The 12836-nt window shown below is 70.9% G+C and carries 11 protein-coding genes and 1 pseudogene; all 12 read right to left on the minus strand.

Translation table 11 applies throughout. The features are described 5' to 3' along the window. Positions 1-120: 120 nt before the first annotated feature. Complete coding sequence (locus D7W81_RS33595) at positions 121-1782, minus strand: FHA domain-containing protein (RefSeq protein WP_306440928.1); 1662 nt, start codon at positions 1780-1782, stop codon at positions 121-123. A 114-nt stretch (positions 1783-1896) separates the two neighbouring features. Then, on the minus strand, positions 1897-4653 hold the full coding sequence (locus tag D7W81_RS43795) for an FHA domain-containing protein (protein ID WP_244227589.1): 2757 nt from the start codon (positions 4651-4653) through the stop codon (positions 1897-1899). A gap of 73 nt (positions 4654-4726) precedes the next feature. Beyond that, positions 4727-5617, minus strand: a complete 891-nt coding sequence (locus D7W81_RS33605) for a type II secretion system F family protein (protein WP_120559494.1) — start codon at positions 5615-5617, stop codon at positions 4727-4729. A gap of 13 nt (positions 5618-5630) precedes the next feature. Continuing rightward, positions 5631-6476, minus strand: a complete 846-nt coding sequence (locus tag D7W81_RS33610) for a type II secretion system F family protein (protein WP_120559495.1) — start codon at positions 6474-6476, stop codon at positions 5631-5633. 78 nt (positions 6477-6554) lie between these two features. Further along, positions 6555-7373 carry a Flp pilus assembly protein CpaB gene (cpaB, locus tag D7W81_RS33615; RefSeq protein WP_120559496.1) on the minus strand — a complete coding sequence of 273 codons (819 nt, stop codon included), beginning with the start codon at positions 7371-7373 and terminating at the stop codon, positions 6555-6557. 234 nt (positions 7374-7607) lie between these two features. Then, the gene (locus tag D7W81_RS33620; RefSeq protein ID WP_244227590.1) at positions 7608-7856 is read right to left on the minus strand and encodes a hypothetical protein; all 249 of its coding nucleotides are present in this window, start codon (positions 7854-7856) and stop codon (positions 7608-7610) included. A gap of 72 nt (positions 7857-7928) precedes the next feature. Beyond that, complete coding sequence (locus tag D7W81_RS33625) at positions 7929-9377, minus strand: anti-sigma factor family protein (protein ID WP_120559497.1); 1449 nt, start codon at positions 9375-9377, stop codon at positions 7929-7931. Further along, positions 9374-10021, minus strand: a complete 648-nt coding sequence (locus D7W81_RS33630) for an RNA polymerase sigma factor (protein WP_120559500.1) — start codon at positions 10019-10021, stop codon at positions 9374-9376. Before D7W81_RS33630 ends, D7W81_RS33625 begins: the two co-directional genes overlap by 4 nt. 64 nt (positions 10022-10085) lie before the next feature. Next, the gene (locus tag D7W81_RS33635; RefSeq protein WP_120559501.1) at positions 10086-10493 is read right to left on the minus strand and encodes a DUF2085 domain-containing protein; all 408 of its coding nucleotides are present in this window, start codon (positions 10491-10493) and stop codon (positions 10086-10088) included. Next, positions 10462-11517: an ABC transporter ATP-binding protein gene (locus D7W81_RS33640; protein WP_120559498.1), complete on the minus strand. Its 1056-nt coding sequence runs from the start codon at positions 11515-11517 to the stop codon at positions 10462-10464. The genes D7W81_RS33635 and D7W81_RS33640 overlap by 32 nt, the downstream gene beginning before the upstream one ends. Continuing rightward, a complete protein-coding gene (locus D7W81_RS33645; protein WP_244227594.1) occupies positions 11514-12551 on the minus strand; it encodes an ABC transporter ATP-binding protein in 1038 nt (345 codons plus the stop codon). Before D7W81_RS33645 ends, D7W81_RS33640 begins: the two co-directional genes overlap by 4 nt. Then, positions 12548-12836 (minus strand): annotated as a pseudogene (locus D7W81_RS33650) (GspE/PulE/PilB domain-containing protein); the annotation flags it as partial. The pseudogene D7W81_RS33650 and the gene D7W81_RS33645, both read right to left, overlap by 4 nt.

Genomic DNA, 12836 nt, shown 5'->3' on the forward strand with positions numbered 1-12836 from the left:
GCTTGCCTGGGCTGGAGGCCTTCGCCGGAGCGGGGCGCAGGGGCGGCAGGAGCGACGTGCCGAACAGGTCGCCCTGCCCCGGCTCGTCTGCCGGGGGCGGCTCCAACCCCTTGCGCTTCTTCATCGCGACAGCTTCTCGACCCAGCCCTGGGCCTTGCCGTGCAGCTCGTCGTCGGTGGGCGTCATCGAGACGACGTCGCGGAACTTGGGCAGTGCGTCCTCGGGGCTGGAGTCCTTGATGGAGTAGGCCTGCATGTACAGGTCCTTCGCCTTGCCCTTGAGGTCGTTGACGATGTTGGCGGCGCCCGTGTTGTTGGGATCCGCGCGGAGCGCGTTGCGGGCGGCCTCCATGGCGCGCGACCACTGACCGGCGGCCTTCGCGGCCGCGGCCTGCTTGTAATAGATGGTCGCCGCGCGGGTGCCCGCGTTGCGCGCCATCTTGCTGATGCGCCCGTCGGTGATGTCCTTGTCCAACGCGAGCAGCCGCGTGAGCCCCTTGCCGTCCAGGTCCTCCAGCTTCTTGTAGAGGTTGCCGAACTCCGTCACCTGCGACATCAGCTGCTTGCACTGGGGCGTCTTGGCCGAGCACGCGTTGAGGATGGCCACCGCGCCGGTGATGTCACCGTCGCGGAAGCGGTCCACGGCGGGCTCCCACGGCTTGGGCGTCGCGACCGGACGGTCGGGCGCCACCCGCGTCAGGTCCGCGATGACGCGCGCGGCCTCGTCGTTGACGAGCTTGCCGTCGCGGTGGTCCGGGAAGGTCGCCAGCACGTCGTCGGTGATGGCCTTGGCCTTCTGCACGTTCTCCAGCTGGCGGGTGTCCAGCAGCCCCTTGGCCTCCTTCGTGCGCTTGTCGGCGGCGTCCGTCAGGTTCCGGCGCGCCGTCTTCAGCTGCTCGTAGAGCTGGGTGTCGCTGGTCACCTTCTCGATGGACGCCTTCGCGCTGGCGAGCTCCCCCTTGTCCAGCGCCGCCTGGGCCGTGCTCAGGTGGTTCTGGTTGGGGATCTCCCGCTCCGCGGCCTTGAGGTAGTCCTCCACACCCGGGTAGCCCGGCGCCTGCGTGTTGAGCGCCTCCAGCTTCGCCTTGGCCTGCTGCCACTGGCCCTCGCGCACCAGGTTCTTGGCCTCCTGGAACATGGCGCCCAGCCGCGCGCGGTACTCACTCTGCTCCGACTCGATGCGGTCCTTCACCTCCTGCTGCTGCCGCATGCGCGAGCGCGCGACGCCCAGGCCCGCGAAGAGCAGCACCAGCACGGCGACGCCCGCGAGCTTCAGGCGCATGCGCTTGCGCTGCATCTCCGGCGTGAGCTCCGCGGCGGCCGCTGCGCGCGACGTCTGGGGGCGGGCGCGGCCCTCCCGGGCGGGACGCGAGGGCACGGCCGTGGGCCCCCTGCCCGCGGACGAGGACGGACGGGGACGGGGGCCGGTGGGGGCCTGCACCTTGGCGGTGCTGTTGGCGACGTCCTCGTAGCGCAGCTCCGAGTCGCCCAGCGTGATGACGTCGCCGTTGGCGAGGAGCGTCTCCTCGGAGATGGGCTCGCCGTTGACGATGGTGCCGTTGCCGGAGCCCATGTCACTGACCATCCAGCCGGCGGACTCCTTGCGCAGCGTCACGTGCTTGCGGGAGACGGACGTGTCCTGGATGCAGATGGGGTTGTCCGTGGAGCGGCCGACCGTGTACTCGAGGTCGGAGAGCGCGAACTCCTCGCCCTCCATGGGGCCGGCGATGACGACGAGCTTCGCGGGGCGGGCCGCGGCGGCACCGGCGGTCGAGCGGCGCACCGGCGCGCGCTGTCCGGTCCCGGACGAGGGCGTACCGGATGCAGGCCGTCGGCGGGCGGGGGGAGGTGCGTTCGACATGGAGGTCACCGCGTCCTGCTGAGGGGGGCACGGGCCCTAAAGCTCGTGCTCATAGGCTTTTTCCAGCGCGAGATTGTGGCAGCGATGCTCGGTCGTAGGGAAGCGTCTCCGTACGTCTTCCAGGGTCGCGACCGCATCCCGTCGGCTGCGGAACTGAACCGCCCGCTGGAATTGCATCATCAACTGTCCGCAGCGGTGGTCCAGCTCCGTTGAAATCTGGGCGATCCGCTCCCGCACGTCGTCGTACAGCTCCGGCTTGTCGTCGAGCGCTTCCAGGGTGATCCACGCGGCGCGGTACTCCCGCCACGCCTTGAAGAGGTTCTCCGCCCCCACGTCCTTCAGCTCGTAGAAGCGGGCCCCTGTCTTCGCGGACTCCCGGGCGGAAGTGACCAGCTGCTCCGGCGGCAGCTCGGGCACCGGGATGATCTCCAGGCGCAGGTTCCAGATGCGCCAGGGGTCGCGGCCGGGCGGGTTGAGGGCGTTGTCGAAGAGCAGCTGGTTGTTGGCGTTGCGGCGCAGCAGGCTGGGGGGCAGCACCTGCTCCAGCTCGCGCTCGGCCGTCTGCGCCGTGTCCGGGGGCACCCACCCCAGGGACACGCCGTTGAGGGACAGGTTGACCTCGTCCCGGGCGATGCTGCTCGCCTGGTAGTGCAGCACCGCCACCGCGCGCGTGGGGGACACGAAGCGGAAGTCGAAGAGCTTGTCGTCGGCGTGCACCCAGCGCACACCCTCGCCCAGGCCGAAGGAGTCCGTCACCGGATCCAGGCCCAGCTTGGAGGGCTCGCGGCCGGGGAGGCGGATCGCGGAGGGCGCCGCGAGCGCCACGAGCAGCGTCAGCACCACCAGCGCGCCCAACCCCGCCAGCGACGCGAAGCCGATGCGCCGGGGCAGCGACTGGCGCTTCCAGAAGAGGAGGAACCGGCCCTGGAGCGTCTTGCCCAGCTGGCGCCGCTGGCGGGCCTTGTCGGCGGCGGACGAGGGCTCGACCTTCGCGACGACCGTCACCGGGCCGTTGGGCACGGGCTGGGTGAACGAGGCCTCCAGGTCGGGCGGCAGCGGCTGGGTCGTCTCCCGCTCCACGTCGGGCGAGGGCGCGAGCAGACTGGCTTCCCGCAGGAGCGGGCCAGCGTCCAGCGCCGGAGACTCCTCGGACCGCTTGCGCCCGACGAACGTCGCCGGCTCCGGGGACGGGACCGGCGGGGGCGCCAGGGCCGGCGCGGGAACAGGCGCGTCCTGCCCCGCGAAGGTGCCCGAGGCCCGGGTCTCCTCCGGGGGGTCCGCGGGGATGGCGTCATCCTGGCCGACGAACGTCGCCGGTTCAGGGGAGCCGGGAGCGGGAGGAGCCACGCTTCCGACGCGCACCGGAGGGGCCACGAGCGGACGGACCGGGGTGATGGGCCGGAGGTCGAGGACGGTCCGCTCCTCGGGCTCCTCCATCGTCGGCAGGGGCAGCACGGACACGGCGGCCTGAGGCGGCGCCGCTCCCACCAGGGGCGGCGCGTCCAGGAAGGGCGCTTCCGGGGTCGCCGGAATCGCCATCAGCGTGCGCTCCTCGGGCTCGTCCAGGTCCGGGACGGGAAGCACGGGAGCCAGCATCGGGACGGGCCCGGGCGATTCCATGGTGGGAATCGCCATCAGCGTGCGCTCCTCGGGTTCGTCCGGCACCACCGGGGCCAGGTCCACGGGAGGCAGCGCGGCGGGAGCCCGTGGCGGCGGAGGCGGAGCCATGAGCCCCGGCGGCGTCATCACCGGCAGGCCGGACACCGAAGCCGGCGAGCTCCGGGACGCGGAGGCCGCGGACGCACGCGCGGCGCCGCGCCCCAGCTCGGGACGGTTCAGCGCGGGCGCGCCGACACCGGGCAGGTTCGCGGCGGCCCTGGGCTTCGCGGAAGCCGCCGGATCCAGCGGACCTGGGAGCGGAGGAGCCTGGGGCGGCGTGGAAGCCACCGCGGGGGCAGGCGCCACCGAAGCGGGAGCTCCCACCAGGGGAAGCTCGAGCGCCGTGGGATGGGATGGCTGCGGGGCGGGCGTGGACGGTCCGGACGCGCGGCCCGAGGCACCGACCGCCGGAAGCCCCGGCCCGGAGGACCTGACAGGCGCGGACACCTTGTTCGCCGGAGCCGCCGCCACCGCGGGCAGCCCGGACGCCGAGGACCGTCCCGGGGATGCCGCCGCCAGCACGGGAGGGCCAGCGGGCGCCTTGACCGGAGCACTCGCGACCGGCGCGGGAGCCCTCGACACGGGGGGCGCCACCGGAGCCCTGGCCGGCGCGGCTGCTGCCGGCGAGGCAGCACCGACGGATGGGAGGTCAGGAGCGGAGGTCCGCTGCGGCGCGGGGCTCGCCACCGGCACCGCGGGGGCCGCCCCACCCTTCGCTGCGGGCACGGCCATTCCGGGGCGCGGCGTGGACGCCGGCCGCGCCATGGCGGGCATCGACTGCTGGTAGCTCGTGGGCGCGGCTTCAATCTCCGCGAGCGAGGCCTGCTCCAAGCCCTGCGGCGACACCTTCGCGTGCGGCGGCGCGAGCACCCGCCGGATGGGCCGGGTGACGTCGTCGTCATCCTCCGGAGCCACCCAGACGAACATGAGCTCCACCGGACCGACGGTGATCCGGTCCCCGTCACGCAGCTGCTTCTCGGAGCCCAGGGGCTGCCCGTTCAGCTGCGTGCCGTTCGCGCTGCCCACGTCCTCGGCGAAGTAGCGCCCATCCCTCGCCGTGATGCGGGCATGACGCCGGGAGACACCGTGGTCATGCAGCACCAGGTCGTTCTCCGAGGTCCGGCCGATCTTCACCTCGGCCTGCTCGAAGGCGAGCTCCCGTCCGACCTGGAGCCCCTGGGTGATGGTGAGCAGGATGGGCAGAGGACTAGCCCCCGACGTTGCCGAACATGAACTGGAACACGATGGGCCCGAAGAGCACCATGAACACCGTCGGGAAGATGCAGGCGATGAGCGGGAACAACATCTTCACCGGGGCCTCGCCGGCCAGCTTCTCCGCGCGCTGCGTGCGGTCGATGCGCATCTGCGTGGACTGGATGCGCAGCACCTTGCCCAGGCTCGTGCCCATCTTGTCCGCCTGGATCAGCGCCGTGACGAACGTCGTCAGCGACGGCAGGTCCACGCGCACGATCATGCTCTTGAGTCCCTCTTCACGCGTCTTGCCCATCTTGAGCTGCTTGAGCACCAGCTGCAGCTCCTCGCGCAGCGGCCCCTGGCGGCCCTTCTCCACCACCTTCGCCAGCGCGCCCGTGAAGTCCATGCCCGCTTCCACCGACAGGGTCAGCAGGTCCAGGTTGTAGGGAAGCGCGCGGCTGATGGCCAGGTGACGGCGCTTCACCTGGTCGTTCAACCAGATGAGCGGATAGAACAGGCCCAGCAGCATCACCAGCAGCGACCAGGCCAGGTTCATCCCAATGCCGTTGACGACGAACAGGCCGGCGAAGAGGGCGAAGAAGGCGCTGATCTCCTGCAGCGCCATGATGTCCTCGGGCTTGTACTGGGACGGCTCGCCCGCCTTGATGAGCTTGCGGCGCGTCTTGGACTCGTAGCCCGGCCACATGAAGCGCCGGTTCATCGCGCCCAGCTTGCGGACGGCGACGGAACCCGCGCCCTTCATGCCGCCCGCGGACTCGTCCCGGACCTCCGTGAGGAAGCGCTCCAGGACGTTGGAGTACAGGCCGATGCCCAGGAACGCCACCGCGCCCGCGGTCAGCAGGGCCGAGCCGCCCATCAGCAGAAATGTCAGGACTTCCTGCACGGTGCGCCTCGTTTCAGATGTCGATGTTGACGATGCGCCGGATGATGAGGATGCCCATGATCTCCATGATGGCGATCAGGGTCACCAGGATGTAGCCGAAGAAGTGATTCATCATCGGCTCCATCAGGTCCGGACGCATGTAGTTGAGCACCATGCCCAGCACCGCCGGCATGGCCGCGACGATCCACCCTTGAAGCTTGCCCTGGGAGGTCAGCGCGTCGATCTTGCCTTCCAGGCGGAAGCGCTCGCGGATCACCGTGGAGATGGTCTCGAACATCTCCGCCATGTTGCCGCCCAGCTGGCGCGCGATGTTGGTGGACACCACCACCAGCTCCAGGTCGTCGCTGCCCACGCGGCGGCCCATGTTGACGAGGGCCTCCTCCAGCGGCACGCCCAGCTTCACTTCCTTCACGAAGAGGCCGAACTCCTGGGACAGGGGCGGCATCGCCTCGCGCGCCACGTGCTCGATGGCCTGGGGGAAGGTGAGGCCCGCCTTGAACGCGTTGGCCATGGCCTGCAGCGCGTCCACCAGCTGCACGTTGAACTTCTTGATGCGGCGCTTGCGGTAGTGCTTCACGAGCAGCATCGGCAGGAAGAAGCCGAAGATGGTCGCCAGCACCGCCAGGATGGGGTTGAAGATGATGTAGCTGAGGATGCCCAGGAGGCACATGCAGGCGATGTTGAGGACCAACATCTGCCGCGCGTCGATGAAGAGGAACATGTCGCTCAAGTCGTTCATCGACTTGGCGACGTACCGCTCCTGGTACTGCTCATACGCCTTGGACAGGACGCTGAAGATCACCAGGCTGAAGAAGAACACCGAGCCGGTGACGAGGAGGAGGACGATACCTGCGAGCATGGGCGCGAATCCCCGGGGGATGAGGGAGGGGTGGGCAGGGCCGCTTCAACCTGAAGGAAGCGGCCCCGCGCGCGACGACTACGGAGAGCCGGCCGAGGCCTTCTCGCCGCCGCCACTGCCCTTGATGATCTGGATGATCTCCCGGCGCTTCTGCTCCAGCACACGGGTGCGCTCGCCGGACAGCAGCGTGCTGATGGTCGCGCGGCCTCGCTCCTCGATGAGGTCCACGTCGTCCTCGTTGCGCAGGGACAGGGTCAGCTGCCCCAGCTCCGCCGCCAGCACCAGGATCTCCGCCTCTTCCGGCAGCACCATCAGCGACACGTTGCTGTACTCGCGCTGGTTCTCCGGGATGAGGTTGATGTTCGTCGTGCCGGTGATCTTGCCGGTGGCGACCACGATGATGTTCTGCAGCAGCGTCACGGCGACGCTCTCGTCGGTCTGCGGATCGCGGAACGTGCCGATGATGTCCACGTGATCGTTGGGGCGGATCCACCCGCCCACGGACGTGGTCTGCTTCGCTTCGATGGTGATGGCGCGCGCCTTCTTCTGCACCTTGGTGGACAGGCGCTCGGCGGCCTTCGTCGTCTCGAACTGGCTCCAGAGGATGGGGTCGCCGGCCTGCAGCGCCACCAGCACCTTCTGGTTCACGATGTAGTTGGCGGAGTCCGGCTTCACCACCGACGAGGTGACGAACTGCTCCGGCACGGAGCGCTGGGAGATCATCTCGTACGTGATGACCGAACCCTCGGGCATGTCCTGTCCCGCAACCACCACGGGCACCAGGTTCCACCCACGACGCACATCCGATTCCTTCTTCTTGATGGCCGAGTAGGCCACGATGCCGGCGAGCAAACCGAGCACCAGCGCGACGATGAGCGGGGTCTTACCCTTCAACATGGTTCAAGGTCCTCCAGAACGGTGGGGCGCCGTCGTGGCGGCAGGACAGCTTTGGACGAGGGGGCGATGCCAGGGCGCGAACGGGGCGGAATGTTATCCATGCCCCATGGCAGGTGTCAAAACCACCTCTCGCGACAAAGCGGAATCCCGGGACACCCGGGGCTCGTGGCGCCTGCCCGCCCGGCGGGGAAGACGGCGCGACACACGGCCTGGATCCGCGTCCTTCGCGTCTCTTCAGGGGAACGGCAGGTTCAGCACGAAGTAGAACGAGTCGTAATAGATCTGGTACGCCTCGAGGAACAGGTCGATGACGTTGGCCTGCTTGTCCTCGTCCCAGCGGATCTTCACCGTGGCGCCGATGACGAGCCCGACGATCAACACCCAGTTGATCACCGAGTACTCCACCATGGCCTGGCCACGGCGGGCCCGGCGCGGGGAGCGCGGCGACGACTTCCGGGGGCTGTTCACGGGGGGAGCGTGCACGTCCGACCTCATGGCCCCATTATCCAGGACGCGGGCCCCGGACGCATCGGTCATGTGGACTGCCGCCCTCCCCTACTGCGCGGGCTTGGAGGGGGCGGCCTTGGCGGGAGCCGCCGGAGCCTGGGCGGGCGTGGCCTGACGCAGGCGGCGCTGGGCCAGCTGCGCCGCGCTGGAGCCGGGGGCCTCGGTGATGATCTGCCCGCACACGGCGGCGGCTTCCGCGTTGCGGCCCTGGGCGGACTCCGATTCGCAGAGCCGTGAGAGCAGGGCCAGCCGCTCGCCGCCGCTGGCTCCGGCCGCGAGCGCGGCGCGCAGCAGCTGGGCCTCCCGGGCGCGGTCTCCCTCATTCGCGGCGGCCTGGGCCTGGGCGGACAGGTCCCGCGCCGTCATCGCCTTCCCGGAGGCGGACTTCTCCACGGGCATGGGCTTCGCGGCCTCCGCGCGGGCGGACTCCCGCTTCGGTTCGGCGGACGAGATCTCCGCGGACGCGGACGAAGGCGGCCCCCCGATGCTGCCCGTGGCGGCTGGGGTCGTGGGCATGGCCTGCGCCAGGGGCGCGGAGGCCGCGGGAGGAGGAGGCGGCGGCATCAGCCCTCCTACGGACACGCCCTCCGCTTGCTCCGCGTCGTCCGAGGCGAGCCCACGGCCATAGGCCGCACCGCCCATCCGCAGGGAGTCACTCTTCGCGACCTTGGCCTTGTCGCTGCTTTCGCCGGGTGCGCGCCGGGGCGCGGGAGCGTCCTTCGCGCCGAACGCGGCGTTGACCTCTTCTTCCTTCGGAGGCAGCGCCTGCGCGACCGCCCTGTCCGCGGCCGGCTCGGGCGTCACGAACCCGTCGTCCGCGTCCTGGACCGCCTTGGACAGCTTCTTCTTCGGGGCGTACTCGTTCGCGCGGCGCCGCTCCAGCAGCGCGCCTCCGCTGCCCGCGTTCATCCAGTCCGACGGCCGGGCCCCGCCCCCGCCCTTGAGCTCCGCCTTCGCATGGGCCTGCTTGCGTTCAGCCTCGTCCCGAGGCGCTTCCAGCGCGTCCGCCTCCATGGGCGCGCTCGAAGGCGCGGGCGCGGCGGCGCTCGGAGCGGGCATGCCCCTGGGGGGGTCCGATTCCTTCTTCGCCTCCATCGCCAGACTGGGGGCGGCGGCCTTCTGCGACAGGTTCGGCTCCAGGTGGAGGTTCTCGCTGACCGTCAACGTCAGGAGGCCGAAGGTGCTCACCGTGGCCAGGCCCACCGCGGGCAACAGCCAGCGGCGCCAACGCGAGGGCTTCGGTTCGGGCCCGGCGGCGGCGCGGCGCGCGGACTGCTGCGCGTACGCGAGCAGCGACTCCAGGCCCGCGTCCGGCGCGGGTTCCGACGACAGCTGCGCCATGGTGGTGCGCACGCCGCGGATGTCCGCCAGCGCCTTCGTGCAGCGCACGCAGCCCTGGACGTGCTGCTCCAGCGCCTGGGCCTCCGACGCGGGCAGTTCGCCATAGGCGAAGTCGAGGAGCCGGTCCTCGTGCGCGTGGGCATTCTGGGCACTCATCCCGCCACCGTCCTTCCATCCTCCGACAGGTCGCCATCCACGCCCAGCTCACCCAGGCGGCGGCGCAGGCCCTCCAGCGCGTAGCGCATCCGGCTCTTCACCGTGTTCTCGGACACGCCCGTCACCTCGGCGATCTCCTTGAACGGGATGCCGCTGTACTCACGCAGCACGAACACCTCGCGCTGCTCCTCCGGCAGGCCCGCCAGGGCCCGCTCCAACAGGGGCCGCAGGCGGGCGTTGTGCGCCCCGCGCTCCGGACTGGCGCCGGAATCCGGCAGCCCCTCGCCCAGCGGACGTCCCTCGTCCCCGTCGGTACCCGCCGCGGGGGCTTCCAGGGACGTGGCCTGGCGGTAGCTCTCTTTGCGCGTGCTGTCCACGCAGAGGTTCCTCGCGATGGTGTACAGCCAGGTCGTGAACCGGGCCTTCGGCGCGTATTCCCGGGCGCTGCGGACCACCTTGAGCCACGTCTCCTGCAGCACGTCCTCCGCCCGCGCCCGCTGCCCCACGAAGCGCAGGATGAAGTTGAACACCGGCGCGCGGTGCTTGCGCACCAACGCTTCGAACGCGCGCGCATCTCCCGCCTGGAAGGCGAGCATCAGCTGCTCGTCTGAGGTTTCGGGTGCCAAACTTCCCCCAGTGCCCATGAAGCCACGGGTGCCATCCCCTTCACCGCCCAAGGCCTGTAACGGACAGCCCTGCGCGAAAGGTCTATTCCGGCCGTGGCCGCCGGTAAGTGGCGAGAATGACAGGGACCGCCACCCCTGTCACCAGAAGTGCCTGCGCCAGCAATACCGCCGGCAGCGGGCGCTGCACGTGCACGTACAGCGAGCGGCCAAGCCCTGCTCCCAGCAGGACACCCGTCAGCGTGCGCAGCGCGTTGGAACCCGACGCGGGCCGGAAGCGTCCCACCGCCCAGTCCACCAGCGCCGGCAGCGTGAGCCCCAGCACGATGGGCACGTCCCACTCCCACTGGAGCGGCGCCTTCAGCGCGAACAAGCCCAGGAACACGGCGGCGAGCACCGGGTAGGTGCCCAGGCATCGCGCGCACACGCGCACGCCCGCGAGCACGCAGGTGCGGTTGTACTCATCCGGGTGATGATGGCTGAGCCAGAACACCGGCACCTCCTCCGGACGCGGAAACAGCGGGCCCTTCCTGCACGTTCCGCGAATCCCCCTCGGCCAGGAAGCACGCCGCGGCGTGGCCTCCGCCCAGCGGATACAGCGGCGGCGACTCGCGGCGGCAGCGCTCCATCGCATGCGGGCAGCGAGGGTGGAACGCGCAGCCGGCCGGCGGTGACAGGGGCGAAGGCGGCTCTCCCGGCAGCAGCAGGCGGGCGCGGGGATGCTCTGGATCCGGCACCGGCACCGCGGACAGCAGGGCCTGCGTGTACGGATGGCGCGGCCCGGCGTAGAGCGCTCGCGACGGTGCCACCTCCACGATGCGGCCCAGGTACATCACCGCCACGCGAGTGGACACGTACTCAACAATCTTCAGGTCGTGCGCGATGAAGACGTACGTGAGCCCGCGCTCGCGCTGCAGGTCCACCAGCAGGTTGACGATCTGCGCCTGGATGGAGACGTCCAGCGCGCTGATGGGCTCGTCCGCCACCACCAGGTCCGGACGCAACGCGATGGCACGTGCAATGCCGATGCGCTGACGCTGGCCGCCGGAGAACTCGTGCGGGTAGCGGTGCCGCGCCTCGCGGGGCAGCCCCATGGCATCGAGCAGCGCCAGCACCTCGTCCTCGCGCGCCTTGCCCTTCGCGAGGCCATGGATGGCGAAGGGCTCCGCGAGGATGTCCCCCACCGTCATGCGAGGGTTGAGCGACGCGTACGGGTCCTGGAACACGAGCTGCATCTGCCGGCGCAGCGGGCGCAGCTCGCGCTGCGACAGGCCGGTCAGCTCGCGCCCGGCCACGCGGATGGAGCCGGAGGTGGGGTCGATGAGGCGCAGCACCGCGCGGCCCAGCGTGCTCTTGCCGCAGCCGCTCTCCCCCACCAGGCCCAGCGTCTCACCGCGGGCGACGTCGAAGGACACGCCATCCACCGCGCGCACCGTGCCGCGCGTACGCCCCAGCAGGCCGCCCTTCACCGGGAAGTGCACCTTGAGGTCGCGCACCTGGACCAGCGGTTCGCTCATGGCGCGGGCACCGGATGATGGCAGGCGGCGGACTGGCCTCCGCGTTTGGGCTCCAGCACGGGCGTGACGCGGGCACACAGTTCGGTGGCGCGGTCACAGCGGTCGCGGAACGCGCACCCGGACGGCAGCGCCCCCAGCGACGGCACCATGCCGGGAATGGCCCTCAAGCGCTGGCGCCCACCCTCCGCCGCGGCGCCCGCGTCGTGCAGCGACGGGATGGAGCGCAACAGGCCCGCCGTGTACGGGTGCGCGGGCCGCGCGAACAGCTCGCGCACGGGGGCCTGCTCCACGATGCGCCCCGCGTACATCACCACCACCGCGTCACAGCTCCCTGCCACCACGCCCAGGTCGTGGGTGATCAGCATCACCGCCATGTGCCGCTCGGCCTGGAGGCGCTTGAGCAGCTCCAGGATCTGCGCCTGGATGGTGACGTCCAGCGCCGTGGTGGGCTCATCCGCGATGAGCAGCGCCGGGTCGCACGCGAGCGCCATGGCGATCATCACGCGCTGGCGCATGCCACCGGAGAGCTGGTGCGGGTACGCGTCCACGCGCTCGCCGGGAGCGGGGATGCCCACCTGCCGGAGCATCTCCACCGCGCGCTCACGCGCCTGCGCCCGCGTGGCGCCCAGGTGCAGCCGGACGCCTTCGCCAATCTGGTCGCCCACGGTGAACACCGGGTTGAGCGACGTCATGGGCTCCTGGAAGACCATGGCCACGTGCCGGCCGCGCACGCGCCGCATCTCCTTCTCCGGCAGGGCCAGCAGGTCCTCGCCCCGGAAGCGCACCTCGCCGCCCACGACGCGGCCAGGAGGCTGGGGGACCAGCCGCATCACCGACAGGGCCGTGAGGCTCTTGCCGCAGCCGCTCTCCCCCACCACGCCCAGCGTGCCGCCAGGAGGGACGGAGAAGGACACGCCGTCCACCGCGCGCACCGTGCCGCGCGGGAGCGACAGCTGGGTGACGAGCCCCCGCACGTCCAGGAGCGGGGCCGGGGCGCCGGCCAGGGCCCCGGGGGACGGCGCGACGCCGGTCACTTCTGGGCCAGCTCCTCCAGGAACTCCGCCTCCTGGATGAGCCCCTTGCGGATGAGCAGGCGGATGAGGCTCGCGACCATGCGCGCGGGCTTCACCTTCTCCGTGTCCAGGCTGGCCTCCTCGCCGCGCGAGATGCGGTCGATGTCGTCCAGCACCGCCAGGTCCTCCTCGGAGAAGTCCGGCTTGGGCGTGAGCGCCATGGACGGCTTCACGCCCTGCGCGGCGCCGCCGAAGAGCACCACCGGCACGCGCGGCTTGCTGGGGTCCTCCGGCTCGGAGGGAGGC

This window comes from Corallococcus aberystwythensis, assembly GCF_003612165.1.
Taxonomy (GTDB): Bacteria; Myxococcota; Myxococcia; order Myxococcales; family Myxococcaceae; genus Corallococcus; species Corallococcus aberystwythensis.